We start from the raw sequence: 25,732 nt of genomic DNA on the forward strand, positions 1-25,732 counted from the left end.
TCCCAGAAGTCTGGGGGTGTCGGGCGGCGACCCTGGAAACCACCCTCAGGAGGGGCGCCGTCGACGATATGTCGGCGGCGACGTTCTGACGGGTGGTTTCAGAATGTGTTTCAGGCCTGCAGTGCCCGGTACGTGGCTGCCTCGAAGTCGAGGTAGCCGTCGACCGAGGCAGGGTCGAAGAACGGGAAGACCTGCGTCGCCCAGAAGCCGCCGATGCGGGTGTGGGGATCGATCCAGAAGTAGAGGTTCGCCAGCCCGGCCCACGACTGGGACCCGGCCGGGCGGCCGGTCGGCGCGTCGGCGTCGTTGACCATGAACGGATAGGACCACGACTTCGGTGTGCCGGGGAAGAATTCGACGTCGTGGCTCAACGGCGGGATCACGCCGGGTAACCGTCGAACCGCCAAGTCGCCGATCTGATTGTGCAACGCGCCCTCGACGGTGTTCGGTCGCAGGATCTGCTCGCCGCTGTCGGAACGCCCGCCGCGCAACCACATTCGCAGCAATGTCAGATAGTCGGGGACCGTGGACCAAAGGCCTTGTCCGCCCATGTCGATCTCGGGATCGGCGGGCTGTTCCCAACGGTGGTTGGGTACCAGCTCGCCCCGTTTGCGCATGTGCAGGACGGCCCGCCTGCTGCGGGCGTCGTCGGAGAGCGCGAAACCGGTGTCGGACATGCCGAGTGGTGTGAGGACCCGGTCGTCCATCACCTCGCGGAGCCGGCGTCCGGCGACGGCCTCGATGACCTGTCCGGCCCAGTCCACTCCGGAACCGTATTCCCACTCCGTGCCGGGATCGAACAACAGTGGGGTCCGCAATGACGCCCGGGTCGCCGTGGCGACTGGGGGAACGCCGTGGTCGGCGGTGAGTCGTCGATAGGTCTCGTTGAAGAAGTCATAACCGAAACCGGCAGTGTGGGTGAGCAACTGATGTGTTGTGACATCGGAGGCGGGTGGGCGGAGGCGCGGCTGACCGTCGTCGTCGAAGCCGTCGATCACCTGTAGTTCGCCGAGCTCCGGTACGTAGGAGCGCGCGGGTGCGTGCAGGTCGAGATCCCCGTCCTCGACGAGCTGGAGCGCAACGGTCGCGGTGACCGCCTTCGTCGCGGAGAACATCGCGAACACCGAGTCGACGGTCATCGGTTGTGGGTCGTCGAGGGCGCGGACCCCGGCGGCGCCCAGGAACACCGTCTCCTCGTCGGTCGTCACGCCCGCGACCACACCCGGAACCCGTGGATCGCCCTCGGTGCGCGCGGTCAGGATCGGGGTCACCTCGTCGGCGAGGCGTTCGGAACGGACTGTGCCCGCGAAGCTCATGTGCTGGTTTCTCCTCATCGAAGTGGGACGTGACCGGCGCCGACGAACGTGCGAATCCGTTCGATGGCGAGGGTCAGGTCGTCGGTGGAAGCGGCGTAGGACAGCCGGACGTGCCGGTCCGCGCCCGCCACGCCGAAGTTGTTGCCCGGGGTCATGGCGACGTGGGCGTCGGCGAGCACCCGGTCGCAGAACTCGGTCGACGTCAACCCAGTGGAACTCACGTCGAGGTAGACGTAGAAAGCGCCGTCGGGGATGACGGGCACCTCGAGTCCGACATCGGCCAGTCCGTCGACGACGAGCTGGCGTCGACGCGCGAACTCACGGCGGTTGTGTTCGGCGACCGCGAGGGATTCCGGGGTGAAGCAGGCCAGCGCCGCGTACTGCGACGGGGTCGGCGGGCACACATAGAAGTTCTGCGCCAGCCGTTCCATCACTCCCACGAGTTCGTCGGGGACGATGCACCAACCCAACCGCCACCCGGTCATCCCGAAGTACTTGGAGAAACTGTTGACCACCACCGTCTCCGCGACGCCGGGCGAGTCGGTGGCCAGGACACTGCGCGGCGGCCGTCCGTCCGGCGCGGGGTCGGACAACCCGAGGTAGATCTCGTCGACGATCGACCATCCGCCACGCACGGCAGCCAGATCGCACATGGCCACGAGTTCCTCGTAGGGCATCGACGTGCCGGTCGGGTTCGAGGGGGTGGCGACGATGACCCCGCGGGTGGAATCCGTCCACGCCTCCCCGACTTCGGCGGTCGTGAGCTGGAACCGGGTCGCCGGGGTGGTCGGCAGAAGCCTCACCCGCGCGCCGAACGCGTGCGCGAACTGACGGTTGCACGGATAGGAGGGATCGCCGATGAGCACCTCATCGCCCGGGTCGATCAGCGCCGCGCAGGCCATCAGGAGTGCCGCCGACGCGCCGGCGGTCACCGCGACCCGAGCCGGATCCACCGTGGCCCCGAAATGGTGGCCGTAGAAGTCCGCGATGGCCTCGCGCAATGCGGGGAGACCGAGAGCGCCGGTGTACGCGAGGGGGCGCCCGGTCGCTTCGCGGGCCGCGGCCAGAACCGCAGGCGGCGGCCCGAAGTCGGGTTCGCCGATGTTCAGCTTCACGACCGGATGACCTGCCGCCTCGAGTTCGGCCGCGCGCTTGGCGTACTCCATCGCCTGGAACGGTGCGATCCCTTCGGCGCGTCGGGAGATCCTCATGGGTCACATTGTGCGCGGCGCGGAGATCGTCGTCCGACCCGCACCCCGACGGCGCTCCGTCGGCACCGTGTGACCCCGCCGGGCAGGATTTGGGGGTGCCCATCCCCGAATTCATCCGCGATCTGCGAGCCCAGGTCGGTCACCGCGCACTCTGGCTGTCCGGCGTCAGCGTCGTCGTCCTCGACGACTCGGGGCGCGTGCTGCTCACCCGGCGCGTCGACAACGGGCAGTGGGCCGTCGTGTCCGGCGTCCTCGAACCGGGGGAGGAGCCGGCGCGGGCCGCCCTGCGCGAGGTACGGGAGGAGACCGCGGTCACCGCCGACATCGTGCGGCTGACCAGCATCGACGTCACCCCGCTGATCACCTACCCGAATGGCGACCAGACCCGCTATCTCGACGTCTGCTTTCTCGCGCGATACGTCGACGGCGATCCGCGGGCCGCCGACGACGAGAACTCCGACGTCGCGTGGTTCGCACCCGACGCACTGCCGTCCGACCTCACCGACACGTCCGCGCTGCGCATCGAGAAGGCACTCAGCGGCAACGCCGAGGCCTGGTTCGCTCGGTAGGGGTTCGCGCGGTAGGGGTTCCCGCGGTGGGGGCTCTCTCAGGGAAGTCCCTGAAGTTCGCCCCAGAAGTGCCCTCGACCATCGCTTTCCCGCTTCGGCGGGCGCAGACTGGGCGCATGAGCACATCGACGAACACCACCACCGGCATGACCTTCTGGAAAGTCCTGGGCGTCCTCGCGGTCGCACTGATCGCGCTGGCCGTCCTCGGCCCGCTGCTCGAGGGACTGTTCTGGATCGCCCTCATCGCACTCGCCCTCTACGGCGGCTACATGCTGTTCCGTTCGAACAAGAAGGGCACCCCGCCGACCACCTACTGAGCCCGGCCGACCGACCGGCGGACCTCTCCGCCGAACTCATCCGCCGAACAACAGGTACAGGCCGAGGAACGTGTAGAAGACCATCGTCACCATCATGGTGAGCTGCCCGGTCAGCTGGTGCTTCCGCGGTAGCAGCCGCAGTGACGCATCGTGCGCGGCGGCGACCCCCAGCAGGTGCCCGCCGAGGACGAACGCCACCTTGAGGGTCACGGTGACGGTCGGATGGTCCGACATCACGTAGACCGGATGGGCATCGCTGAGCCACAGCACGTTCCAGCTTCGCCCCAGCGGATCGCCCAGTGCGAGTACGGTCTCCTGGCCCTGCTCGACCAGCGACTGCAGGTAGTGGGCGAGGATGTAGCCGATCACGATCGGGACGAGCGAGTGCGCCATCAGGCCGGGCAGGCGGCGCCGGAGATCCGGTTGCACACCGCCGACGGCGCGGGCGGCCGTCCAGAACGTCGCCGCGACGATGCCGATGAACACCAGTAGGCCCGCGGTCGAGTAGCAGGTGGCGATCACCTGGTTGTCGCCCGCGCCCTCGGCGACGAGATCCCGCCAGAGCGGGATCGCCGAGAAACTGTCGAAGGCGGTGGAGCCGAGCAGGATCGCGAGGACCGTGACGGTACCCGGGAGCACCGGCAGCGTGGTCAGCGAGTTCATCGGACTCCGGGCGATCACCCGACCCTCGCGGTTCCGGGCGAACGGGGACAGACGCGATGCAACCGTGCTGTACACCGCGAACGGGTCGCCGCGATCAGTCCAGCGCAGTCCGAAGACCACGCCACCGGCGAAGGTGATCACGAGGTAGCAGATCAACCAGATCCGCACCGACGCCACCGAACTCGGGTCGGGAGACGCCAGTTCCAGCCAGACGAAGGCGAAGAGACCCAGCGCTGCGGGCCACCACCCGAGACGTCGCGGATAGTCCGTCAGGCCGACGACACGCGGGCCCGCGATGCCCTGCGCCAGGCGAAGGACGGTCCGGACCGGCGACAACAGCCGCCACACCGGGCCGAGGAGCGCCGACAGCACGGTCATGCCCACCCAGAGCAGGACGTAGAACGCGCCGGGCAGGGGGTTCTCGTCGGTGTCGGGCCCGAAGGCGGCGACGATGAGCCACGCGGTGAGCACCACCGCGAGTCCGCTGATCACACCGCGAACCCAGCGGTTGTCCACGGTCGTCGTCACCCACGGCGGAAGCTCACGGCCGGCGTCGGGTCGTCCGTACCGCGGTGTGCGCCAAGCGAAGGCGATGATCGCGAAAGAGATCGTCAGTGCCCACGCGCAGCCGATCAACACCGCGGTCAGCGGAACGGGCAGGTATTCCGAACCTCCCAGTCCGTGGGCGAGCAGAGTGTCAGTCGGCCTCGCGGGCGGGGTCATCGGCCTCGTTCCGGGTCGGGGGAGCGGTGGGATCCGGGTCGGTGGAGTGATCGACGCCGCCGGTGCCGGCGGCGTCACCGTCGTCCTCGTCCTCGTCCTCGTCCCCGCGACGGCGGTCGAGGATCGCGATCGTGACGATGACGCCCACCAGCAGGAACGCGGGGATCACGGCCGGCAGGGCCAGCACGAGCGGATGGGTGGCGAGATGGTGGACGGCAACGGCCGCCGCGGAACCGGTCACGGCTGCGGCTGGAGCTCTGGCTCCCGTGCGCCCGAGGTCGCCTCGCGGGCGTTCACCCGGCCGGCCCCCCAGGAGAGTGCGGCGATGAGCAGCAGCGAGCACACGAGAACCACCAGGGACGCGGCACCGAACAGCCACGACGGGTAGTCGAAGGTGCGCTCGCGCTGCAGGATCGAGATCTCCGCGACGAACGGCTTCGTCGACGTCTGTTGCGCCGGTTCGCCTTCCGCGCCGATCGCGGGATCCGCCGGGAGGTAGACGGGTACACCGGCCATGGTGGTCCCGTCCTGCACCCGCAGGATGGTCTTCCACGATCCCGACACCGGCATCGGTTCGGTGGACCGGAACCGGTTGGGACCCACCCGCTCGAGGCGGTCGATGACGATGCCGCGGTCGTTGTCGATCCCGCCCTGCCAGGACATCAGCGTCACCCATTCCGGGTCACCGCTGAGTGCGTCGGTCGGGTTGAGGAAGACCTCGGCGGTGACGTTCTGCTCGGCGGCCGCGTTGGGGCCGGCGGGGGTCAGGACGATGCGCGCGGTGGTGTCCGCGGGCACCGAGACCCGCAGCCCGTTGGCGACGGCGCCGCCGATCACCAGGACCGAGAGCACGACGGCGGTGACACTGATCCAGCGTCGGGGGAGTCGTTCGCCGACGCTGACGAGGCCGAGCAGTCCGCCGCACACTCCGGCGACGACCCCCACCGGGATGGCCATGGCCAGTGCCTCGCCCCACATTCCGGTGACCCACGGGAACGGATAGGCCGCGGCGATCCACCACGACTCGATCCAGAGCCCGAGAGTCGCGACGCCCAGACCGGCCACCGCGCCGAAGAGCACCCGGCGTTTGAGGAGGGGGGTCAGCGCGAGCAGTTCGATGACCACGGCCGCGCCCAGGTAGAGCGGGAACACGTTGATCGGTGCGCCCAGAGCCGGTCCGACGACGACGGCGACGACACCGCGCAACAGGATCGCGAACACCGCCGCGACGAGCGCCGCGCCCGGCCCCAGGCTGATCCGTGCGGCCACGAGCGCGAATGCGCCGGCGCCGGCGATCATCATGGGCTGCAGGACGAGACGGAACTGCTCGACACCGAAGTCGTATTCGATCTGGAACACCGACATCCCGATCACCAGTCCGCCGAAGGCCAAGCAGCGTACGAGCCACTGACTCCGCCCGTCCTGCGGGGCGTCGGGACCCATCGCGGCCCGCCCCTCCCGGTCGAGGATCACGACCGCGATGAGCGACAGACCCGCGCCGCCGATCAGCATCAGGTGAGTCGGCCCCCACAGTGTGACGTCCTGGCCGAAGATCCGGTGCCAGACGTCGTCGAGCGGGAATCCCAGCAACGCGTAGAAACCACAGCCGGCCAACAGGATTCCACCGACCGGCGCATACCAGTGGCGCGTGATCCGGACCGCCGAGCGGCCGGGTTTGTCGAACGGCAGGAACACCGACAGCATGCCGGAGATGAACAGCAGGAACAGGCCCACCAGGATGAAGTAGTGCGCGGGGTTCGCGAGCGGTCCCTCGTCGCGGCCATCGCCGATGTGCAGACTCACATCCCAGAGGAAGCCGAACAGGGCGCAGATGATCGTGCTGGTGAACAGGAAGATCGGCAGGGCCGCCCACGGCGGCCGGTTCACGCGGCGCGCGGCCCACTCGGACAACGTCGTCAGCCAGGTGATCTTGCGTGTGCGGTGCAGGTATCCGATCCAGAGCAGACCGATCGACACGACGGCGGCCACCGCGGACATCAGGAAGACCTGATCGAGCGCCGCCCCGCCGCCTTCGGCCGCGAGATGCAGAGGCGTGACATCGGATGTTGGCATGGTCGAAGTATGCACAACCGCACCCGGGTCCCGGAAGTGCATTGCCCAAACCGGTCATCACTCGCCCGGTGAGACCCCCTTCGCCGCCGGTCGCGGCGAATCGAGATCACGGTGATCACGACGGCGAATCCCCGGTGACGAATCCGCGGATTCGCGCCGTGCCCTCGCCCGCGCACGATTCACCGGGCCGCTGTCGGCACATATTCGATCGGACACACCGCGGATTTCGGTGACAGACTCCGCCGGTGTGACCGAGGGCGAGCGGTCACACCCGGCAGGTCATCCGACGGGGAGGCAGGACGACGTCGAGCAGATCTCCGCGGGCAATTGGATCTCGGGGAGTCCGGGAATGTTCGGCAGCCCCGGGATGGTCGGCAGACCGGGGGCGGCCGGGGCGTCGGGTTTCGGCGCCGGGGGTGTCGCCGCGCCGCCCGGCACGGTCACCCGGATCGGCTCCGCGACCGTCGGGGTCGTTCCCGTCACCGGTGGGTTGGTGCCCCAGAACTCCTCGGCTGCCCCGGTGCCCGGCGGCAGGGTGATCGTGGTGCAGCCCCAGTAGATGTCGTAAGCACCGTCCGGGATCGTCGTCGTTCCGGTCGGGGCAGGCGGAGTGCCCTGAGAAATCCGCAGCGGCAACGACTTCGACGATCCGGTGGTGATCAGCGCGCCCAGCTCCTCGGGGGTCTGGTATCCGAAGACGACGTTGGTCGGGGCACCGCCTGCCGGGACCCCGACGATCTCGCAGCCGATGCGTTTAGCGGAATTGTTCGTGACCGTCAGCGTGACGGTGCTGCCGGACACGGAGGCCGTCGCGGTGACATCGGTCGGCGCGGCCTCGGCTGCGGGCGTGTGGGCCGCGCCGAAGGCCGCTGCGGCGCAGACCGCCAGGCCGGCGGTGACCTTTCGGACTCGGATACTCATACGGTTGTCCTTCCACGTGGGAATTCTGCGGGTCGGTGCTCACGAGAGTTCGCACGTCGCCGAATTCGAGGCTTTGTTTCGATGATCGTTTCTCATCCAATTCCGAATACGGATATCGAATTCACCGAAATAGCCCATCAATACTCTCGACGCGAACATTGTCACAGATTCGGAGAATTCTCGCAGAATGGGCTCGCCAGGTTCGCCGGACCCCATCTCGACCGCGGGACTTCGGATCGAGGACTCCCGACGGGGCGACCTCCGGCGGACGGGGTTCCGATTACGCCCGGTGGCCTCGGCGTCGGCTCGGTAATCTGACTCGCGACGCACGACGACCGAGCAGACCGGGGACATCATGCCGACGGTGATCGCGACCATCAGCCTCAAGGGCGGGGTCGGGAAAACCACGCTCACCGGAGCGCTCGCCGATTTCCTCGCCGGCGTCTTCGGTAAGAAGGTCCTTCTCGTCGACCTGGACGCGCAGACGAACCTGACGACCATGATGATCGGGCAGGAGCGCTGGCTCGCGTGCAATGCGCGACGGCAGACCGTCGCGACACTGTTCGCCGACGTACTCGACGGCACCCGGGACTTCGATCTCGAGAGCAGCGTGCAGCGCGACGTCTCGACCGTCAGCGGACTGACCGGGATCGACCTGCTGCCGTCCTCGCTGGACCTCATCGAACTGGCCGAGGAGCTGAGCGCCCATCGGGTCGCGGCCGACGATCACCTGGCGGCCGTCGAGGTCTTGGGAAACGTCCTCGACCCGGTTGCCGGCAGGTACGACTACATCCTCATCGACTGCCCGCCCAACGTCGGACCGTTCAGTCTCAACGGCCTGGCCATGGCCGGCGGGTACCTGATCCCGACGATCCCCGATGTGTTGTCCACGTACGCGATCCCACACGTGCAGCGGCAGGTCGCCGGTTTCGGCGCCGAACTGGGGCGCGACATCGTCGAGTTGGGGGTCGTGATCACCAAGTACCGTGCCGGATCGGGCCTCCACCAGGACACGGTGCGGCGACTCCGTCGGGACCCCACCATCCAGAACGTCTTACCCGCCTACGTGCACGAGGCCAACGCGATCGGTGCGGCCGCCGAGTTCGCGTCGTGGCCCAGCGTGCACGCGAAGTACGGCTACCACGGGCACTACGAGCAGCTCCGCGACCTCACCCGCGCGGTCATGGTCGAGGCCGACGCCAAACTCCCCGTGACCACGGCGGGTTCCCGCGCCCATTCGATCAACTGACGCCGAACCGCAGCTCAGGCGTCTAAATTCATCTCAGCCGCCGACCGGTGGCACCTCGTCGACTCCTCAGGAGACCTCCCATCATGCGCAAAGTGCACATCACTTCGGTTCTCGGCGCCGCGGCACTGGCCGTAGCCCTCACCGCATGCGGTTCCGACGACTCGGCGTCGGGTGGCACCGACGCGGAGGCCACGGTGACCGTCGACGGCAAGGAGCTGGAACTGGCGGACAAGACGGTCGGTTGCACGGATTCCGCAGGGAAGGTGACCATCGGAATCGGTTCGGGCTCGGGCTCGGGTATCGGCGTGGTCCTGACCTCGGGTGACTCCCCCGAGGTCGAATCGGTGGGTCTGGGTTCGCTCGACGGGGTGACACTTGGCTACCAGAAGGGTGCGGGCGGGGGGAGCGCCGATGTCACCAAAGACGGTGACACCTACACGGTGAGCGGCGAGGCGTCCGGTATCGACCTGGCGAACCCGACCGAACAGGTCACGAAGTCCTACGAGATCAAGGTGACCTGCCCCTGAGCCGGGTTCCCGGCCCCCGGGTCTCGATCCGGTGACGGGTCCGGTCTCGATGTGTACACATTTCACGCGGAGGCTGTTTCAACCGCTGCACGCCTGGGTACGTTCCGATTTGTAGCGATTCGAGGGATCTTCGCGATCCCAAACGATTCGCACAACGGATCAACGACGAACCTCAGGAGGTAGACATGCTGGGAATTGGCATCATCGCGTGGATCATCATCGGTGGACTGGCCGGCTGGATCGCCAGCAAGATCATGAAGACCGATGCACAGCAGGGGATCATCCTCAACATCGTGGTCGGCGTCATCGGCGGCCTCCTCGGTGGCTGGTTGCTGACCCTGTTCGGGGTCGACGTCGAGGGCGGAGGGTGGATCTTCAGCTTCATCACCTGCCTGGCCGGTGCGTGCATCTTGCTGTTCCTCGTCAAGCTGGTGACCGGGCGCGGCCGTACCCGCGTCTAGAGGTCTCTTCGGACCCGTACAGCCCGACTCCGCCCCGGCGCCGACATCTCGGCGCCGGGGCGGAGTCGTGTCCGCAGGAGATCGGCCGACCCAGCGCATGTGCGTACGTTGGATTGGGTACGAGGACAAGGCGACGGCCCAAATGAGCAACCGAAAGTGAGCATCCAGTGACTCGAGTGGCGATCATCGGCGGACACGGCAAGATCGCAGTGCGACTGGCCCGGATCCTGACGGCCCGCGGTGACGAGGTGACCTCGATCATCCGTAACCCCGAACACGCCGAGGACGTCGCGGACACCGGCGCCGTGCCCGTGGTCGCCGACGTCGAGACCCTCGACACCACCGGCATCGCGACCGCGATCTCCGGCCACGACGCCGTGGTGTGGACCGCGGGCGCCGGCGGCGGGGATGCGTCGCGGACGTATGCCGTCGACCGGGATGCCGCGATCCGGTCCATGGACGCTGCCGTGCGCGCCGGGGTTCGCCGGTACGTGATGGTGTCCTACTTCGGCGCCGGACCCGATCACGGTGTGCCCGAGGACAACTCATTCCACGTCTATGCCGAGGCCAAGGCGGCCGCGGACACGTACCTGAAATCCACCGAACTCGACTGGACGATCCTCGGGCCCAGCAAGCTGACCGACGAGGACGGCAGCGGCAGCATCACGCTCGGCGGCGACCGGGTCGAGGGTGACGAGGTCAGCCGTGACAATGTCGCCCAGGTCGCGGCCGCCGTGATCGGCCATCCCGCGTCGGTGCACGAGGTGATCGAGTTCAACGACGGCGACACCCCGATCCTCGATGCGTTCCCACGGTCCTGACGATCTCGGTTCTCGCCGGGGCGATCCCGACCCAACCCCGCCGCCGGAGATCGACGGAGTCCTGACCTCGCTCCGGGAGATCGTCGGCGGGACGAATGTCCTCACCGACCCCGGCGCGATGGCCGGCTTCCTGACCGACTGGACCGGCCGGTACCGCGGTGAGGCCGACGCGGTGATCCGCCCCCGCACCACCGACGAGGTCTCGCGCGTGGTCGCCGGGTGCGCCCGCTCGGGGGTGCGGATCTGCGTGCAGGGCGGCAACACCGGGCTCGTCGGCGGTTCGGTACCACCGGCGCGCGACGGGTCGGCAGATCCGCTGATCGTGCTGTCGACGGTGCGGATGACAGACATCGACGACGTGGACACCGTCGGCCGTTGCGTCGGCGTCCAGGCCGGCGCGACCGTCGAGTCGATCGATGACCGGGCGAAACAGTCCGGTCTGGCGTTCGGCGTCGACCTCGCCTCCCGGCAGAGCGCGACCGCGGGCGGGGTGGTGTCGACCAATGCCGGTGGCACGCGGATGATCCGCCGGGGCAATGCCAGATCGCAGATCCTGGGGATCGAGGCGGTCCTCGCGGACGGCAGCGTCCTGCGCAGATGGACCTCGCTGGTCAAGGACAACGTGGGATACGACCTCCCGTCTCTCCTCGCCGGGAGTGAAGGAACCCTCGCGGTGATCACCCGCGTTCTGTTCAGGCTCGTCGCACCGCCCGCGGCCGCCACGGTCGCGGTCGCGTCGGTCGAACGTGTCGAGAACGCCGTCGAGTTGCTCGGCGCGGCGGCGTCGGCGGGGCTGACCGTCGAGGCCGCCGAACTGATGACCGACGCCGGTGTCGCGCTCGTGGCTCGGCACGGGCATCGGCGACCGACCACGACGCCCGGACCGTTCTACGTCCTCGTGGAGCTGTCGGGAACCGGTGACATCGAGTCGGCGACAACCGAACTCCTCGACGCCACGGCGGGCATCATCGATGCAGTGCTCGAGCCGGCGCCCGCCCGCGCACTCTGGGCCGGTCGCGAAGGTCATACCGAGGCCATCGCCCGCTCCAGTTCGACGCCGGTCGTCAAACTCGACATCTCGGTGCCGATCAGAGCCCTGCCCGAGGCGTTCGCGGAACTGTCCCGGGTCGGCGTCCACGACCCCTTCCCCTGCCGGCCGATTCTCTTCGGACACATCGGCGACGGCAACATCCACGTCAATCTGCTCGACGTCCCGCCGGAACAGACGACTGCGGTCACCGACACCGTGTTCGGGATCGTCGCCGCCAACGGTGGCAGCATCAGCGCCGAGCACGGCATCGGGCGCGCGAAGGTGGCCTGGACCCACCTCGGCCGCGACACCACCGATCTCGCGACCATGCGCGCGATCAAAACGGCACTCGACCCGCGGGGGTTGCTCAATCCGGGGGTGCTGTTCGGGTGAGCACCGTGCTCTCGGAGGGAACCGGGCGACGAGCACGGCGCGCGTGCGGAATTACTGCGATCATGCACAGGTGGCTGATGTGAACCTCGATCGGTTGACCGCACTGGCGCACCGCTACGGTGTCGCCACCGACTACGTCGGCTGGGGTGAGAAGCGCCACGACGTCGACCCCGAGACCCTGGTCGCTGTCCTCCGGGCGCTCGAGGTGCCCGCCGGGTCGGACGAGGAGATCGAGGAGTCGATCCGCGAGATCGACGACCAACCGTGGCGCGAATTCGTGCCTGCGGTGACGGTCGTGACCGAGGGGTCCGGTGCCACGTTCGCCGTCCATGTCCCGCACGGACATCTGGTGAAGGTGTGGATCGTCAGCGAGACCGGCGACGACGTCGCCGCGCCGCAACTCGACGTCTGGGTCGAACCGCGCGAGGTCGACGCCGTGCTCGTCGGGCGCGCGACGTTCGCCGTGCCCGATGACCTGCCACCCGGGTATCACCAGATCAAAGCGCTCGATCTCGACGATTCGTCGGCGTCGAGTGCGCCGCTGATCGTGACGCCGCGCCGCCTGCACACCGCGGACCGGTTGACCGGCCGGCAGCGGTGGGGCCTTGCCGTGCAGCTGTACTCGATCCGGTCGGCGGATTCGTGGGGCGTGGGCGACTTCGCCGATCTCGCCGGTATCTGCGAGGTGGCCGCGAGCGCGTACGGCGCCGACTTCGTCCAGGTCAATCCGCTGCATGCCGCACAGCCGCAGGTGCCGATCGAGGCGTCACCGTATCTGCCGGTGACACGACGCTTCGTCAATCCGCTCTACATCCGGATCACCGACATCCCCGAACTCGACGGATTGTCGAAGTCGCAGCGCAAGTCGGTCCGGGCTCTCGGTCGCAGCTTCCTCGCCGAGAACACCGCCACCGACAAGATCCGGCGCAACAAGGCCTTCCGCGCCAAGATGGAGGCCCTCGAACTGATCTACGGCGTCCCGCTCGCCCCCGCCCGCGCCGGTGCGTACCGCGAGTTCCGGCGTCGGGAGGGCAAGGGCCTCAAGCGTTTCGCGACATGGTGCGCGCTCGCCGAGCGTTACGACGCCGACGACCCGCGCTGGCACGGCAAGTTCCTCGACCGCGAGTACCTGACGAAGAAGCGCCGGAAACTGGCCCGCCGCATCGACTTCCACATGTGGCTGCAATGGCTCTGCGACGAGCAACTCGCCACCGCCGCTCACGCGGCGCGCTCCGCGGGCATGGGGATCGGCGTGATGGCCGACCTCGCGGTGGGTGTCGCCCGGCACAGCGCCGACGCATGGGCGCTCGGTGACGTGCTCGCGTCAGGGGCGACCGTGGGGGCGCCGCCCGACGGCTTCAACCAGCAAGGACAGAACTGGGACCAACCGCCGTGGCATCCGCGGCGCCTCGCCGAGGCAGGGTACGAGCCGTACCGCGACATGATCCGCACCGTCCTGCGGCACGCGGGAGGTGTGCGGGTCGACCACATCCTCGGCCTGTTCCGGCTGTGGTGGATTCCCGACGGGAGCAGTCCCGCGCAGGGGACGTACGTGCACTACGACAGTGAGGCACTGATCGGCATCCTGGCGCTCGAGGCGCAACGCGCCGACGCCGTGGTCGTCGGTGAGGATCTCGGGGTCTTCGAACCGTCGGTGCAGGACTCGCTCCGCGAACGGGGAATCCTCGGCACCTCGATCCTGTGGTTCGAGCAGGGACCCGACGCGGCGATCCCGCCCGAGGACTACCGCGAGCTGTGTCTGACCTCGGTGACGACGCACGACCTGCCCCCGACCGTGGGATATCTGGCGGGCGACCACATCGCGCTGCGATCGCGGCTGGGCCTGCTCGCCTCCGGCGAGGACGCCGAGCGGGGGCGCGATGCGCGCGAACGCGACGCCGTGCTCGAACTGGCCTACGAACGCGGCCTGCTGTCCCGGGACACACCGCTGACGGATCCCGCGGTCGTCGACGCGCTGTACGCGGTGATCGCATGTACCCCGTCGGTGCTGCTGAGCGTCGCCCTCGTGGATGCGGTGGGGGAGCGACGGATTCAGAACCAACCGGGTACCGACAGCACCCAATATCCGAACTGGCGTGTCCCACTCGCGAATGCGGAGGGCGATGTGGTCCTCGTCGAGGATCTCGTCAGCAGCGTGCGGTTCCGGCGCCTCGTGTCGGTTCTCAACGAGTCGGGCGTGCCAGGTTCCTGACCGAGACGATGGTCAGTACGAGTGCGACGAGGGCCAGCACGGCGACCCCGATGTTGAACGCGATCCCGGCGGGCCGCAGGCCCCAGTGCTGCGCGGTGATCCCCTGGCCGACGATCGGGATCGAGATCGCGACGTAGGCGACGACGAAGTAGGTCGAGGTGACCTCGGCCTTGCGGCCCGCCGGGGTCGCCGCGACCACCGACGCCAGTCCCTTGCTGAACGACATACCCTGCCCGACACCGCAGATCACCGCTCCGCCGAGCAACGCCGGGGTCGATGCGGCGACGAGTCCGAGGATCGACAGGCCCGTCCCGAGGATGAGGATGGCGCAGCCGGCGATCAGGGCCGGTTCGGTGGGCATCCGGCGCACGACGATCTGGGTGACGGCCGAGGACGCGAACAGCACGAACACCAGGAAACCGGTGAAGGCGTGGTCGTCGATGCCGAGGATGTTCGTGACGAAGGAGGGCATCACGCCGGTGAAGGTGCCCATCACCGCGAACCCGGCGAACGCCGCGATCGACGCCCGGACGAAGACGCCGCGGATGTCGGCCGGGACCGAGAGCCGCTGCACGCTCAGCCGCGCGCCCGGCACGACGTCGACCGTCTCGGGCAGCCGCCAGATGCCGATGAAGACCAGGACCAGCAGGGCCAGATCGAGCACGAACGGGGTGTGCAGCGGGGACGGGGCGTACTCGGCGAGGAGTCCGGCGATCAGCGGTCCGAGCCCCAGGCCGCCGATGTTGGCGGCGGTCGCCACGGCCGGGGCGCGGCCGCGCCACGAGGCCGGGGCCAGTTCGATGACCGCCGTGGTGGCGGCGCCGGCGTAGATGCCTGCGGACAGGCCGGACAGTACGCGGCCCAGCAGCAACTGCCAGACCGGGCCGGCGGTCAGGAAGACGACGGCGCTGATCGCCGACAGGATCGCGCCGGCGATGAGCATCTTGCGTCGGCCGATGACGTCGGACCAGCGTCCGAAACCGATCAGTGCAGCGATGACGCCGGCCGCGTAGACGGCGAAGATCACGGTCGTGGTGGTGACGCCGAAACCGAGTTCCTCGCCGTAGATCGCGTAGAGCGGCGTGGGCAGCGTGGTGCCCAGCATGATCACCGCGAAGGCGTAGACGGCAGCGGCGAAGGATGCGCCGGTCGGGGCGGGGGAGGCGGGAGTATTCGCACGGTCAGACATGGCAGCTGACACGCTACCGACGCGGTCCGACGGGTCCGGCTCTGGTCCGGCGCTGTGTGCTGAGTTACAGTAACTGGTGGTAACAGTTAAGTTCGCCGAACAGCTAGTTGGGGGTGTCGGATGCAACCAGAACTCGACGTCGTGATCGTGGGTGCCGGCTTCGGCGGAATGGGCGCCGCGATCGAACTCAAGCGCCAGGGCTTGGACAACATCGCGATCCTCGAACGCGAAGACGACCTGGGCGGTACGTGGCACGTGAACCACTACCCCGGACTGGCCGTCGACATCGCCTCGGTCACCTATTCCTATTCGTTCGAACCGAACCCGAACTGGTCCCGGCTGTTCGCGCCGGGCGCCGAGCTCAAGCGCTACGCCCATCACGTCGCGGACAAATACGACCTGAAGCGGCACATGGAGTTCGGGACGCTCGTGGAGTCCGCCTCATGGGACCCCGACGATCAGCTGTGGCGTGTCCGCACCGGTGACGGGAGCGAGCGCACCGCCCGCTATCTGGTGACCGCGACGGGGTTCCTGTCGCAACCGCACGTCCCGGAGTTCCCCGGGATCAAGAACTTCGCGGGCACGATCCTGCACACCGCTGCCTGGAAGGACGGCTTCGACTTCACGGGCAAGAAGGTCGCGGTGATCGGCACCGGAGCCACCGCCGTGCAGCTCATCCCGGAGATCGCCGCCCGCGCCGACGCCCTGACCGTGTTCCAGCGCACCGCGATCTGGGTGGTCCCCAAGATCGATTTCGCGATCCCGGCGGTCGTGCAACAGCTGTTCCGGCGGATTCCGGTCACGCAACGGGCTGCGCGAGGAGTCAATTCGTCGCTGCTGGAGCTGCTGATGGTGTTCGGCGTCCTGCACTTCAAGCAGGTCAAGCCGGGCAACCGGTTGGCCGCCCGACTGGCCAAGGCGCACCTGCGCTCGCAGATCGACGACCCGGAACTGCGGTGGAAGCTGACGCCGGACTATGACTTCGGATGCAAGCGTCCGACCTTCTCCAACACCTACTTCGCCAGCTTCGCCAAGCCGAACGTGACGCTGGAGACCAGTGGCATCGCCCGCCTCGAGGCCGATGCGATCCTCGCGGCCGACGGCACGCGCACCGAGATCGACACCCTCGTCCTCGCCACCGGGTTCAACCTCTGGGACGTCAACTTCCCGGCCTTCGACATCATCGGTCGGGACGGACGCAACCTCGGGAACTTCTGGCGCGAGAACCGTTTTCAGGCCTACGAGGGTGTGACGGTCCCCAAGTTCCCGAATCTGTTGTCCCTCAACAGTCCGTATTCGTACAGCGGGCTGTCGTACTTCACGACCATCGAGGGGCAGATGAAACACATCGCACGCCTCTTCGGCGAACTCCGACGCCGCGGCCGGCACACCTTCGAGGTCACCGAGGCGGCCAACGATGCCTTCCTCGACGAGGTGACCGACCGGCTGCAGTCCTCGGTCTTCTACAACGGGGACTGTGCGACCTCGCGCAGCTACTACTTCAACCAGCACGGCGAGGCGACGCTCCTGCGTCCGGCCTCCACGTTGCGCACCCTGCGCGAGATGAACTCGTTCCCGTTGCGCGACTACGAGTTCAGCTGATCGCTCACGAGAACACCTCGCTCACCACGTTCCCTGAGGAGCGAGCTTGCGAGCGTCCACCGTTCCCTGAGGAGCGAGCTTGCGAGCGTCCACCGTTCCCTGAGGAGCGAGCTTGCGGGCGTCCACCGTTCCCTGAGGAGCGAGCTTGCGGGCGTCCACCGTTCCCTGAGGAGCGAGCTTGCGGGCGTCCACCGTTCCCTGAGGAGCGAGCTTGCGAGCGTCACGAAGGGTTCAGCAGCTCGGGTCCGTTGTTGGCGACCCGGTTGACGAGTGGGGCGACCTCGCGGATCGCGATGGCGTCGACCAGCGATTCGGCCGGCGGGGCGAACAGGTCGTCGGGTGCGCGGCCGTCGGGATCGAGCCAGGCATCCCAGCTGTCGTACGGCATGATCAGCGGCATCCGGTCGTGGACATCGCGGAGGTCGCCGACCGCGTCGGTGGTGAGGATGGAACAGCTGAGCAGCGGGGGCTGATCGGGTGAGTCGGGGCCGGTCCTGGGGTGCCACACCGACCACAGGCCCGCCATGAAGAGCCGGGTTCCGTCTTGCGGGGACATGTAGAACGGGATCTTGGTCGGCTTGCCCTTGCTGTCGGCGGGCCCCTTCTTCCACTCGTACCAGCCGTCCATCGGTACGAGGCAACGCCGCGACTTGACCGAGGAACGGAACGAACTCTTCTCCGCTGCGCTCTCGGCTCGCGCGTTGAACAGCAGCGGCCCCTTCCCGACCTCTTTGGCCCACGGCGGCACCAGGCCCCAACGCATCGCCCGGATGCGCAACAACGGATCGTCGTCGGGCTGCCCGGGTGAGTGTCGCTTGACGACGGTCATCACGGTCGTCGTCGGTGCGACGTTGTAGTTCACGCCCGGCGACCGGGGAGTGGCATCGAGATCGGTGGAATCCTCACCCGCGGGGTCGGGTACCTCGTTCACGGCGTCGATCTCTGCCGCCAGCTTCGCCGGGTCGGTGGTCACCGCATAGCGTCCGCACATGGTGTCCATGCTGCCCTAATGGTGCGACAGCGGGCGACTAGCCTGCGGCGATGTCGGCGACAACGGCCTCGGTGATCGTCACCAGATCGGCCGGGGCGAGTTCGATCTCGAGGCCGCGTTTGCCCGCGCTGCACAGTACCTTGTCGAACGCCGTCGCCGAGGAGTCGATCACGGTGGGCAACAGGGTTCGCTGGCCGACCGGGGAGACGCCCCCGAGGACATAACCGGTGGTCCGGGTGACGGCCTTGGTCTCGGCCATCGTCGCCTTCGACGCCCCGAGCGCGGCCGCCGCCGACTTCAGCGAGAGCTTGCCGGGCACCGGGACCACCGCGACCGCCAGTCCGGATCGTTCGCCGCCGGACAGTTCGATGACCAGTGTCTTGAAGATCTGCTCGGCGCGTACGCCGAGGGCGTCGGCGAGCGCGGCGACGGCCTCCGCACCGTAGGCCTCGGATCGGGGATCGTGTGCGTACCGATGCACGGAGTGGGCGATTCGAGCGCGTTCGAGAGCGGCGATCGCCGGAGTGGACGCCATCGTTCGGTCACCTCCTGGTGGTGGACAGGGACATCGTGGGGACGCGACCCGTCGCCGGTGTGGGCCGGGCGTGGCGATCACGACGGCGACCCGGGAACAAACCGCCGGTCGTGCTCTGTTGGGACTGTTCGGACAACGGACGTACGCACACGGACACGAAGGAGGTCGGGAGGCAGATGAGTACCGCGGCCGTGATGGAACTCCCGCAGCGCACCGAACCGAGGTCGCTCTCGGTGGGGGACGGGTCGGTAAGCTTGATCGACAACATCTCCGTGATGCCTCCCATCGAAGGGATCGTAGTGTCCGACACAGAAGCATCCGACACAGAGTCGTCCGAGACCGGCCGAACCGGGACCGCCAAGGCGCCCCGCCGGGCCGATCCGAACGAGTCGCCGGAGCAGCTGACCGAACGGTTCGAGCGCGATGCGCTGCCGCTGCTCGACCAGATGTACGGTGCCGCGCTGCGGATGACCCGCAATCCCGCCGACGCCGAGGACCTGGTCCAGGAGACCTACATCAAGGCGTTCACCGCATTCGCCTCGTTCCGGGAGGGCACCAACCTCAAGGCCTGGCTCTACCGGATTCTCACCAACACCTACATCAACGGCTACCGCAAGAAGCAGCGTCAGCCCGCGCAGTACCCGACCGACGAGATCACCGACTGGCAGATCGCCGCGACCGCCGAGCACACCTCGCAGGGGTTGCGGTCGGCGGAGATCGAGGCGCTCGACGCCCTTCCCGACGACGAGATCAAGGCCGCACTGCAGGAGTTGCCGGAGGACTTCCGGATGGCCGTGTACTACGCCGATGTGGAAGGCCTGCCGTACAAGGAGATCGCCGAGATCATGGACACCCCGATCGGTACCGTCATGTCCCGCCTGCATCGCGGACGTCGCCAGCTGCGTGAGCTGCTGGCCGACGTCGCGCGCGAGCGCGGCTTCAACCGTTCCGCACGCGTGACGGATGCGGAGGTGGCCCGATGAGCGACGTCGATCCGGAGCTGACCCAGCTCGACTGTTCCGCCGTCATCGCCGACGTCTGGCTCCTGCTCGACAACGAGTGCGACCAGAACGCCCGCGAACGCCTTCAGGGGCATCTCGACTCCTGCCCGTCCTGCCTGGCGCATTATGGCATCGAGCAGCAGCTCAAGGCGCTCGTCAATCGCAAGTGCGGTGGCGATCAGGCCCCGCAGGGTCTGCGGGATCGCCTGCGCATCGAGATCCGCAAGACCGTCATCGTGCACGAGGTCACCGAATCCGAACGGTGACGCCACGAGCACACGAAAAAGCCCGGGCGGCCTGATGGCCGTACCCGGGCGTTTTTCGCTGCTCGTTCGCCGAGACCGCGGTGAGCGGTGATCAGGCGTTGGGGCGCTTGCCGTGGTTGGCAGCGTTCTTCTTACGAGCACGCTTCTTGCGTCCGCGCTTTCCCATGACGCATCTCCTTCATTGCGGGGCGGGCGTCGCCGATAGCGGGCCCGCCGTGTACTGGTTCGCCCCGTGTGCTGGTTCGCACAGAGTGCTGAGACAACCCTGACATCGGCCGGGGAGGACATCCCTGCTGATCGGGACATCACAGTGTCTCAGGGATTCTCCCATGCGCCAAAAACACCTCCGCTCACGCCCCGGCACCGGAGCTTCCGGGCGGGGCGCCGTGGGCTAATTTGGGTGCATGGCAGAAGACGTGGTGGCAGAGATCGTCGCGAGTGTCCTCGAGGTGCGCGTCGCTGCGGGCGAGCAGATCGAGGTCGGCGACACGCTGGTCCTGCTCGAGTCGATGAAGATGGAGATCCCCGTGCTGGCCGAGGAGCCGGGCACGCTCGCCGAGGTCAAGGTCGAGGTTGGCGATGTCATCCAGGCCGGCGATGTGATCGCCGTCTTCGAGTAGCGGCGCCCCGCGCCGGCCGCTCGACGCCCCGTGTCCTGAGATGTCGACCCTCTCCGATCTCCTCGCCGAACACACCACGCTGTCCGACTCGGCAGCTGCCCACCTGCAACGGCTCGTCGCCGAATGGCAGTTGCTCGCCGATCTGTCGTTCGCCGACCTCCTGCTGTCGGTGCGCACGGAGTCCGGGGCGGTGGTCACCGTCGCCCAGTGCCGTCCCAACACCGCGTCGACGGTCTTCCCGACCGACGAGGTCGGCCGGGTCATCGACACGGACGCCCATCCGCAGGTGTTGCGCGCCTTCACCTCCGACCGCATCCTCCGTGACGAGGATCCGACCTGGTTCGGCGCGACGGCGATGCGGCAGGAAGCCGTCCCGGTCGGCCACGACGGCGCAGTGATCGCGGTGGCCACCCGGGCGGTCGATCTGACCCACCCGCGCCTGCCGTCGCCGCTCGAGCTCGCGTACCAGGATTCGGCCGACGACCTGTGTCAGATGGTCGCGGATGGGACCTTCCCGCACGAGGAGGGCAATCCGCGCGGACTGTCGACACCGCGTGCGGGCGACGGCTTCGTGCGTCTGGACGGCCAGGGGATGGTGACCTACACCAGCCCGAATGCGCTGTCGGCATTTCACCGGATGGGATGGACCGCCGAACTCAATCACACGCACCTCTCCGACGTCGTGAAGCAACTCATCACCGAGCCGTTCGAAGCCGACGACGTCGCCCTGATGCTCGACATCGCGGCCGGCGTGACCGAGGTGCCCACCGGTCCCTACCGTGACATCGGGATGCGGGTGGAGGCCGACGCGCGACGGGCCACGGCCCTGATCCGCGCGGTGCCGCTCCGTCCGCGTGGGGAGATCACCGGCACCGTGGTCCTGATCCGCGACGTCACCGAGGTCAAGCGGCGCGATCGCGCCCTGATCAGCAAAGACGCCACCATTCGCGAGATCCATCATCGGGTGAAGAACAATCTGCAGTCGGTGTCGGCGCTGCTGCGGCTCCAGGCGCGGCGCACGTCCAACTCGGACGCGCGAGAGGCCCTCAACGAGGCGGTCCGCCGAGTGGCCTCCATCGCACTCGTCCACGAGCTGTTGTCGGGCAGTGTCGACGAGGAGGTCGATCTCGACGAGGTCGTCGATCGGCTCGTACCGATCCTGGTCGATGTCGCGTCGGGGGAGGCGAGGGTGGCTGTGCGCCACCGTGATCGGTTGGGTGTGCTGACCGCCGAACTCGCGATGCCGCTGGTGATGGTCCTCACCGAGCTCATCCAGAATGCGATCGAACACGGCTTCGACGGAGCTCCGCGCGACGACGCCGAGATCGCGGTCGTCGCCGAACGGGATGTACGTGGGTTACGAATAGCGGTCCGCGACAACGGTTCCGGGCTGCCTGCGCAGTTCGATCTGACGACCTCGGAGAACCTCGGCCTGCAGATCGTGAAGACGCTGGTGTCCATCGAGCTCGGCGGCGAGCTCGAGGTCCGCGCCAACCCCGGTGGCGTGGGAACCGAAGTGGGTGTCTACATTCCGCTGCGCGCGTGAGACCCCGGTCGCGAACCCGGTTGGCCGGCAGAGGCTTCGGCCGGAGGCGACGAGCGCGAGCACGAAAAAACCCGGCCGGGGCCGGGTTTCTTCGAATCCGGAACAGGGCCGGCCGGTGAAGGCCTAGACGCTGCTCCGGGTACGCGTACGTGCGGTACGGCGCTTGAGGGCGCGTCGCTCGTCCTCGCTCATGCCGCCCCAGACGCCGGCATCCTGGCCGGACTCGAGAGCCCACGAGAGGCAGTCGGCGGTGACGGGGCACCGTGCGCAGACGAGCTTCGCGTCGGCGACCTGCGCGATGGCCGGGCCGCTGGTCCCCACGGGGAAGAACAGTTCCGGATCCTCGTCGCGACAGATGGCCTTGTGACGCCAGTCCATTCCTCTACTCCTTCGGGCGCGTTTGCACCACTCGATCGTCGTGCTGGTGATTGTTGGCTGTAACTCTCAGTTCACGCGGCGCACCAAATGTTTCCGCGTTGTTGCTTGTGAATACTTTCACGAATCGAGCCGAAGTCAATGGGTTTGCTTAACACGTGGGCAACATCACGTCGCTCGCCTAGCACTTCGGTCGCCGACCCCCCGGAGGGGGGTCCGGGCAGTGTGTCTCACGGCCTTGTAGTAGCCTACTCGTCTCGCGACGGTACTGTCGACGACTTTCTGCTGGTCGCGACCTCGACCCTGTGTGAAACAGCTCGTGACGTGGCCGGACGCGCGAGGGTATTCTTCACCACATGCGCCGACGATGTTGATCCACACCGCTTGATCGGACCCACCGCAGGCTGACCGTCGCGGCAGTGGGTGCCGCCCTCCTCGAAGACCTGATCCCGCTCTATCCGCTCTATCCGCTCTACGCCGTGCTCTTCGCCGACCCCGGAGTCCCGGGCGCCGGCCTCGGGCCCGCCGAGATCTCGGCCCTGTTCGTGATCTGGTCGGTGTCGTCGGTGATCGTCGAGGTTCCCACCGGAGTGCTGGCCGACCGCCTGTCCCGGCGGAAGCTGCTCGTCGTCGGTCCGCTGATCACTGCCTCGGGTTTCGCGCTCTGGACGGCGGCGCCGTCGTTCCTCTCCTTCGCCACCGGATTCGTGCTGTGGGCACTCGGGGGTTCCCTGCGGTCCGGTACGACCCAGGCCCTGGTCTACGACGAACTGGTTCGACTGGGCCGCACGCACGACTACGCACGGTTGTCCGGGCGCATGCGGGCGGCCGCGGCGCTCGGGGTCATCGGCGGCACCGCCCTGGCTGCGCCGCTGTTCTCCTGGGGTGGTTATGGCCTGGTCGGCGTCGCGAGCGTCGTCGCCTGCCTGGTGTGTTCGCTGCTGTCGGCGATGCTGCCCGAGACGCGCGCCGATCGGAACCGGCCGGACCACGACGACCTCGGGTCCGCAGACGGCGAACCGGACCCGGGCTGGTACGCGATCGTCCGCAGTGGCCGGCGGTCGCTGCGGACACAACCGGTGGCGCGACGGATGTTGCTGCTGGGCGTCGCCCTGACCTGGGTCGCGGCGCTCGACGAATACCTCCCGCTGCTGATCGGGTCGTTCCTGGGCGACGACGCGGGCGGGTCGGGGCACACCGATCCGGGCGGGGTCGCCCTGCTCATGACCGTGGTGTCGGTCGGCGACATCGCGGGCGCGCTCGCCGCGGGCCGGTTTCGGTCGGTTGCCGCGATCGGGCCCGCCGTGGGCCTCGGCGCCATCGCGCTCATCGGAGCCGCGCTGTGGGGGCACCCGGTGGCAGCGCTGGGCGTCGCCGTCGCATTCGGCGTCCTGGGCTGGGCGCGGGTCGTCGCCGACGCCGAACTGCAGGACCGGCTGAGTTCGACTTCGCGCGCCACCGTCACGTCGCTGGCCGGGATGGGTGAGGAAGTGGTCGCGATCCTGGCGTACGCCGGCTGGGCGCTGGGCTCGGCGTGGCTGGGGCCTGCCGGCCTCTTCGTCGTCGCCGCGCTGCCCTACGTCGTGGTCTCGGGGATGTTGATCGGCGGTGCGATGACGGTCAGCGCGTCGCGGCGATGGCGAAAGCGTATGTCGCGGAACGCCCCGATGTAATCGCCGTCCATCTGCACGTCTATCGGTGCCTCGGCGTGGAAGCACACCTCGTCGACGTCGTCGTCTCGAAAGAGATGGCGCGCCTTGGGGTCTGCCTGGGACAGGAGCCTGGTCGCCAGTGGGAGGTTGCGGAGGACGCCGGTGGAGGTCGCGACGAACACGCCGAGGCCGGTATGGAACCCGGTGTCGGGGTTGGTGCGGATCTCCCGCGGTCCGAGGTAGGTCCAGGGGCTGGTGTTCGAGACGAAACCGAAACGGGCGCCGATGATCCGGTCACGCCCGGGGATCTCGACGTCGAAGGTGGCCGACGAGCCGGACTGTTTCAGGAAGCTGGTGATCGTGGTCCACAGGTAGCGGGCCGGGGTCGCCGTCTTGCCCGCGTGGCGCTTGTCCTCCATCGCGTGGACGACCACCGCGTCCATGCCCATGCCGGCGTTGAACAGGAACCACCGGTCGTCGGTGTGACCGAGGCCGATCCGGCGGCTCTGGCCCGCGTCGAGCAGCGAGATGATCTGCTGCGTCGCGAGCAACGGGTCGGGGTCGATTCCCAGCGTGCGGGCGAAGACGTTGGCGCTGCCGCCGGGGATCACGGCCAGTGCGGGACGGTCCCGGTCGGGGTCGCTGCTCGACGGCGGGTCGAGGAGACCGTTGGCGGCCTCGTTCACCGATCCGTCGCCGCCGTGCACGATCACGGTGTCGAAGTCCTCGGCAGCGGCGCGCGCGGCGAGTTCGAACGCGTGTCCGCGGTGGGTGGTCAGCTCGACGTCGAGGTGGAAGTGCGCGCTCAGGGTGTGCGCCAGTGCGTCGCGTCCAGCGGGACTGGTCGCGGTGGCGAACGGATTGACGATGAGCATGACGCGCACGACACCCGAGGATATGGGGTCGGGCCCGCCCGCGCGTAATCGCGCTCGTGCGGACAGGTGTGATCGCGCTCGTGTGTGGACCCCCGGCGGTGCGCGCGAGCCCACCAAATATCCTGGGGCGGTGAGCACCGACAGCGGCCGTCCGGAACCCGACACCGATCCGTCGGTGACCCCGCGCCAGATCAAGATCGCCGGTGCGGTGACCACGATCGAAGGGCTGGCCGGGGTCCTGGTCGCGGTGGTTCTCGTGGTCCGTGGCCTCGCCGGACACGAAGAGGCGGCGATCAGCGGGTACGGCACCGCGGGATGGTTCGGGATCATCGGCGGCGGGGTCCTGCTCGGCGGGCTCGCACTGCTCACCGGCCGGCGGTGGGGTCGCACGATCGCGATGATGGCGCAGATCCTGCTCCTGCCGGTGTCCTACTACATCTTCACCAGCGGGTGGGCCGTCTTCGCGGTCCCGTTGGCGTTGGCGGCCCTCGCCGCCCTCGTGATGCTCTTCAGTCCGCCCTCGGTGCGCTGGCTCGCCGAGGGGCCCGAGCCCGGCGCCTGAGAGTCGAACCGCCGGGGGTCTTACCCGACGGT

At 68.2% G+C, this 25,732-nt stretch carries 27 protein-coding genes; 15 read left to right on the forward strand and 12 right to left on the reverse strand.

The window, feature by feature from the left end:
• Positions 1-110: 110 nt before the first annotated feature.
• Together AB4Z55_RS09700 and AB4Z55_RS09705 are read right to left on the reverse strand one after the other, a co-directional pair.
• Positions 111-1,316: a serine hydrolase domain-containing protein gene (locus tag AB4Z55_RS09700; protein ID WP_369519626.1), complete on the reverse strand. Its 1,206-nt coding sequence runs from the start codon at positions 1,314-1,316 to the stop codon at positions 111-113.
• A 14-nt stretch (positions 1,317-1,330) separates the two neighbouring features.
• A complete protein-coding gene (locus tag AB4Z55_RS09705; RefSeq protein ID WP_369519627.1) occupies positions 1,331-2,527 on the reverse strand; it encodes an aminotransferase class I/II-fold pyridoxal phosphate-dependent enzyme in 1,197 nt (398 codons plus the stop codon).
• Between the two features lie 95 nt (positions 2,528-2,622).
• Between AB4Z55_RS09705 and AB4Z55_RS09710 the strand changes: the two genes are divergently transcribed.
• The gene (locus AB4Z55_RS09710; RefSeq protein ID WP_369519628.1) at positions 2,623-3,096 is read left to right on the forward strand and encodes an NUDIX domain-containing protein; all 474 of its coding nucleotides are present in this window, start codon (positions 2,623-2,625) and stop codon (positions 3,094-3,096) included.
• A 116-nt stretch (positions 3,097-3,212) separates the two neighbouring features.
• Entirely contained in the window at positions 3,213-3,413 is a 201-nt protein-coding gene (locus tag AB4Z55_RS09715) for a hypothetical protein (RefSeq protein ID WP_354562921.1), read from the forward strand.
• 36 nt (positions 3,414-3,449) lie between these two features.
• Here the strand turns inward: AB4Z55_RS09715 and AB4Z55_RS09720 are convergent, their stop codons facing one another.
• The 4 genes from AB4Z55_RS09720 to AB4Z55_RS09735 form a co-directional block, all read right to left on the reverse strand.
• On the reverse strand, positions 3,450-4,799 hold the full coding sequence (locus tag AB4Z55_RS09720) for a hypothetical protein (protein ID WP_354562919.1): 1,350 nt from the start codon (positions 4,797-4,799) through the stop codon (positions 3,450-3,452).
• Positions 4,774-5,040 (reverse strand): hypothetical protein, encoded by a 267-nt coding sequence (locus tag AB4Z55_RS09725; RefSeq protein ID WP_369519629.1) that lies wholly within the window; start codon positions 5,038-5,040, stop codon positions 4,774-4,776. The genes AB4Z55_RS09720 and AB4Z55_RS09725 overlap by 26 nt, the downstream gene beginning before the upstream one ends.
• Positions 5,037-6,872 carry a hypothetical protein gene (locus AB4Z55_RS09730; RefSeq protein ID WP_101820598.1) on the reverse strand — a complete coding sequence of 612 codons (1,836 nt, stop codon included), beginning with the start codon at positions 6,870-6,872 and terminating at the stop codon, positions 5,037-5,039. The genes AB4Z55_RS09725 and AB4Z55_RS09730 overlap by 4 nt, the downstream gene beginning before the upstream one ends.
• Positions 6,873-7,151: 279 nt before the next feature.
• Positions 7,152-7,793 carry a hypothetical protein gene (locus tag AB4Z55_RS09735; protein ID WP_239404081.1) on the reverse strand — a complete coding sequence of 214 codons (642 nt, stop codon included), beginning with the start codon at positions 7,791-7,793 and terminating at the stop codon, positions 7,152-7,154.
• Positions 7,794-8,148: 355 nt separating this feature from the next.
• On the opposite strand from AB4Z55_RS09735, the gene AB4Z55_RS09740 reads away from it, so the two are divergent.
• The 6 genes from AB4Z55_RS09740 (at position 8,149) to malQ (ending at position 14,486) form a co-directional block, all read left to right on the forward strand.
• Positions 8,149-9,042 (forward strand): ParA family protein, encoded by an 894-nt coding sequence (locus tag AB4Z55_RS09740; RefSeq protein WP_354562914.1) that lies wholly within the window; start codon positions 8,149-8,151, stop codon positions 9,040-9,042.
• A gap of 83 nt (positions 9,043-9,125) precedes the next feature.
• Positions 9,126-9,569, forward strand: a complete 444-nt coding sequence (locus AB4Z55_RS09745; protein ID WP_239404083.1) for a lipoprotein LpqH — start codon at positions 9,126-9,128, stop codon at positions 9,567-9,569.
• A 185-nt stretch (positions 9,570-9,754) separates the two neighbouring features.
• Complete coding sequence (locus tag AB4Z55_RS09750) at positions 9,755-10,030, forward strand: GlsB/YeaQ/YmgE family stress response membrane protein (protein ID WP_004023462.1); 276 nt, start codon at positions 9,755-9,757, stop codon at positions 10,028-10,030.
• A 167-nt stretch (positions 10,031-10,197) separates the two neighbouring features.
• Positions 10,198-10,851: an SDR family oxidoreductase gene (locus tag AB4Z55_RS09755; RefSeq protein ID WP_369519630.1), complete on the forward strand. Its 654-nt coding sequence runs from the start codon at positions 10,198-10,200 to the stop codon at positions 10,849-10,851.
• Complete coding sequence (locus AB4Z55_RS09760) at positions 10,832-12,274, forward strand: FAD-binding oxidoreductase (RefSeq protein ID WP_369519631.1); 1,443 nt, start codon at positions 10,832-10,834, stop codon at positions 12,272-12,274. The genes AB4Z55_RS09755 and AB4Z55_RS09760 overlap by 20 nt, the downstream gene beginning before the upstream one ends.
• 79 nt (positions 12,275-12,353) lie before the next feature.
• Entirely contained in the window at positions 12,354-14,486 is a 2,133-nt protein-coding gene (malQ, locus tag AB4Z55_RS09765; protein WP_369520995.1) for a 4-alpha-glucanotransferase, read from the forward strand.
• On the opposite strand, the gene AB4Z55_RS09770 is transcribed toward malQ, so the two are convergent.
• Entirely contained in the window at positions 14,458-15,675 is a 1,218-nt protein-coding gene (locus AB4Z55_RS09770; RefSeq protein ID WP_004023458.1) for an MFS transporter, read from the reverse strand. The genes malQ and AB4Z55_RS09770 overlap by 29 nt on opposite strands.
• A gap of 120 nt (positions 15,676-15,795) precedes the next feature.
• Between AB4Z55_RS09770 and AB4Z55_RS09775 the strand changes: the two genes are divergently transcribed.
• Entirely contained in the window at positions 15,796-17,277 is a 1,482-nt protein-coding gene (locus AB4Z55_RS09775) for a flavin-containing monooxygenase (protein ID WP_369519632.1), read from the forward strand.
• Positions 17,278-17,497: 220 nt separating this feature from the next.
• On the opposite strand, the gene AB4Z55_RS09780 is transcribed toward AB4Z55_RS09775, so the two are convergent.
• The 3 genes from AB4Z55_RS09780 to AB4Z55_RS09790 are packed head-to-tail and all read right to left on the reverse strand — an operon-like array spanning position 17,498 to position 19,089.
• Positions 17,498-18,268, reverse strand: a complete 771-nt coding sequence (locus tag AB4Z55_RS09780; protein WP_064570896.1) for an SOS response-associated peptidase — start codon at positions 18,266-18,268, stop codon at positions 17,498-17,500.
• A gap of 37 nt (positions 18,269-18,305) precedes the next feature.
• Positions 18,306-18,803 (reverse strand): Cys-tRNA(Pro) deacylase, encoded by a 498-nt coding sequence (gene ybaK, locus AB4Z55_RS09785; RefSeq protein ID WP_248643214.1) that lies wholly within the window; start codon positions 18,801-18,803, stop codon positions 18,306-18,308.
• 7 nt (positions 18,804-18,810) lie between these two features.
• The gene (locus AB4Z55_RS09790; RefSeq protein WP_248645708.1) at positions 18,811-19,089 is read right to left on the reverse strand and encodes a hypothetical protein; all 279 of its coding nucleotides are present in this window, start codon (positions 19,087-19,089) and stop codon (positions 18,811-18,813) included.
• On the opposite strand from AB4Z55_RS09790, the gene AB4Z55_RS09795 reads away from it, so the two are divergent.
• The 4 genes from AB4Z55_RS09795 to AB4Z55_RS09810 all read left to right on the forward strand — a co-directional run bounded on the left by AB4Z55_RS09795 (position 18,980) and on the right by AB4Z55_RS09810 (position 22,236).
• Positions 18,980-19,786: a sigma-70 family RNA polymerase sigma factor gene (locus AB4Z55_RS09795; protein WP_033206094.1), complete on the forward strand. Its 807-nt coding sequence runs from the start codon at positions 18,980-18,982 to the stop codon at positions 19,784-19,786. The genes AB4Z55_RS09790 and AB4Z55_RS09795 overlap by 110 nt on opposite strands.
• Entirely contained in the window at positions 19,783-20,070 is a 288-nt protein-coding gene (gene rsrA / locus AB4Z55_RS09800; RefSeq protein WP_004023453.1) for a mycothiol system anti-sigma-R factor, read from the forward strand. Before AB4Z55_RS09795 ends, rsrA begins: the two co-directional genes overlap by 4 nt.
• A 404-nt stretch (positions 20,071-20,474) precedes the next feature.
• The gene (locus AB4Z55_RS09805; RefSeq protein ID WP_033206071.1) at positions 20,475-20,690 is read left to right on the forward strand and encodes a biotin/lipoyl-binding carrier protein; all 216 of its coding nucleotides are present in this window, start codon (positions 20,475-20,477) and stop codon (positions 20,688-20,690) included.
• Positions 20,691-20,730: 40 nt separating this feature from the next.
• Entirely contained in the window at positions 20,731-22,236 is a 1,506-nt protein-coding gene (locus tag AB4Z55_RS09810) for a sensor histidine kinase (protein WP_101820608.1), read from the forward strand.
• Positions 22,237-22,359: 123 nt separating this feature from the next.
• Here the strand turns inward: AB4Z55_RS09810 and AB4Z55_RS09815 are convergent, their stop codons facing one another.
• Positions 22,360-22,614 carry a WhiB family transcriptional regulator gene (locus tag AB4Z55_RS09815; RefSeq protein WP_004023450.1) on the reverse strand — a complete coding sequence of 85 codons (255 nt, stop codon included), beginning with the start codon at positions 22,612-22,614 and terminating at the stop codon, positions 22,360-22,362.
• A 416-nt stretch (positions 22,615-23,030) separates the two neighbouring features.
• Here AB4Z55_RS09815 and AB4Z55_RS09820 point away from each other — a divergent pair, with 416 nt between their 5' ends.
• Complete coding sequence (locus tag AB4Z55_RS09820) at positions 23,031-24,284, forward strand: MFS transporter (RefSeq protein ID WP_369519633.1); 1,254 nt, start codon at positions 23,031-23,033, stop codon at positions 24,282-24,284.
• Here the strand turns inward: AB4Z55_RS09820 and AB4Z55_RS09825 are convergent.
• Positions 24,188-25,138 (reverse strand): diacylglycerol kinase family protein, encoded by a 951-nt coding sequence (locus AB4Z55_RS09825; protein WP_354562992.1) that lies wholly within the window; start codon positions 25,136-25,138, stop codon positions 24,188-24,190. The genes AB4Z55_RS09820 and AB4Z55_RS09825 overlap by 97 nt on opposite strands.
• A 130-nt stretch (positions 25,139-25,268) precedes the next feature.
• Here AB4Z55_RS09825 and AB4Z55_RS09830 point away from each other — a divergent pair, with 130 nt between their 5' ends.
• Positions 25,269-25,700, forward strand: a complete 432-nt coding sequence (locus tag AB4Z55_RS09830) for a hypothetical protein (protein ID WP_004023447.1) — start codon at positions 25,269-25,271, stop codon at positions 25,698-25,700.
• Positions 25,701-25,732 lie beyond the last annotated feature (32 nt).

It is taken from the genome of Gordonia sp. ABKF26 (genome assembly GCF_041103195.1).
Lineage (GTDB): Bacteria > Actinomycetota > Actinomycetes > Mycobacteriales > Mycobacteriaceae > Gordonia > Gordonia terrae.

What these genes read in the sequence shown, in the direction of transcription:
- AB4Z55_RS09700 (WP_369519626.1), bottom strand. Translation starts at nt 1,316, where the DNA reads ATGAGCTTCGCGGGCACAGTCCGTTCCGAACGCCTCGCCGACGAGGTG.
- AB4Z55_RS09705 (WP_369519627.1), bottom strand. Translation starts at nt 2,527, where the DNA reads ATGAGGATCTCCCGACGCGCCGAAGGGATCGCACCGTTCCAGGCGATG.
- AB4Z55_RS09715 (WP_354562921.1), top strand. Translation starts at nt 3,213, where the DNA reads ATGAGCACATCGACGAACACCACCACCGGCATGACCTTCTGGAAAGTC.
- AB4Z55_RS09720 (WP_354562919.1), bottom strand. Translation starts at nt 4,799, where the DNA reads ATGACCCCGCCCGCGAGGCCGACTGACACTCTGCTCGCCCACGGACTG.
- AB4Z55_RS09730 (WP_101820598.1), bottom strand. Translation starts at nt 6,872, where the DNA reads ATGCCAACATCCGATGTCACGCCTCTGCATCTCGCGGCCGAAGGCGGC.
- AB4Z55_RS09735 (WP_239404081.1), bottom strand. Translation starts at nt 7,793, where the DNA reads ATGAGTATCCGAGTCCGAAAGGTCACCGCCGGCCTGGCGGTCTGCGCC.
- AB4Z55_RS09740 (WP_354562914.1), top strand. Translation starts at nt 8,149, where the DNA reads ATGCCGACGGTGATCGCGACCATCAGCCTCAAGGGCGGGGTCGGGAAA.
- AB4Z55_RS09745 (WP_239404083.1), top strand. Translation starts at nt 9,126, where the DNA reads ATGCGCAAAGTGCACATCACTTCGGTTCTCGGCGCCGCGGCACTGGCC.
- AB4Z55_RS09750 (WP_004023462.1), top strand. Translation starts at nt 9,755, where the DNA reads ATGCTGGGAATTGGCATCATCGCGTGGATCATCATCGGTGGACTGGCC.
- AB4Z55_RS09760 (WP_369519631.1), top strand. Translation starts at nt 10,832, where the DNA reads ATGCGTTCCCACGGTCCTGACGATCTCGGTTCTCGCCGGGGCGATCCC.
- AB4Z55_RS09770 (WP_004023458.1), bottom strand. Translation starts at nt 15,675, where the DNA reads ATGTCTGACCGTGCGAATACTCCCGCCTCCCCCGCCCCGACCGGCGCA.
- AB4Z55_RS09775 (WP_369519632.1), top strand. Translation starts at nt 15,796, where the DNA reads ATGCAACCAGAACTCGACGTCGTGATCGTGGGTGCCGGCTTCGGCGGA.
- AB4Z55_RS09780 (WP_064570896.1), bottom strand. Translation starts at nt 18,268, where the DNA reads ATGTGCGGACGCTATGCGGTGACCACCGACCCGGCGAAGCTGGCGGCA.
- ybaK (WP_248643214.1), bottom strand. Translation starts at nt 18,803, where the DNA reads ATGGCGTCCACTCCGGCGATCGCCGCTCTCGAACGCGCTCGAATCGCC.
- AB4Z55_RS09795 (WP_033206094.1), top strand. Translation starts at nt 18,980, where the DNA reads ATGAGTACCGCGGCCGTGATGGAACTCCCGCAGCGCACCGAACCGAGG.
- AB4Z55_RS09790 (WP_248645708.1), bottom strand. Translation starts at nt 19,089, where the DNA reads ATGGGAGGCATCACGGAGATGTTGTCGATCAAGCTTACCGACCCGTCC.
- rsrA (WP_004023453.1), top strand. Translation starts at nt 19,783, where the DNA reads ATGAGCGACGTCGATCCGGAGCTGACCCAGCTCGACTGTTCCGCCGTC.
- AB4Z55_RS09805 (WP_033206071.1), top strand. Translation starts at nt 20,475, where the DNA reads ATGGCAGAAGACGTGGTGGCAGAGATCGTCGCGAGTGTCCTCGAGGTG.
- AB4Z55_RS09810 (WP_101820608.1), top strand. Translation starts at nt 20,731, where the DNA reads ATGTCGACCCTCTCCGATCTCCTCGCCGAACACACCACGCTGTCCGAC.
- AB4Z55_RS09815 (WP_004023450.1), bottom strand. Translation starts at nt 22,614, where the DNA reads ATGGACTGGCGTCACAAGGCCATCTGTCGCGACGAGGATCCGGAACTG.
- AB4Z55_RS09825 (WP_354562992.1), bottom strand. Translation starts at nt 25,138, where the DNA reads ATGCTCATCGTCAATCCGTTCGCCACCGCGACCAGTCCCGCTGGACGC.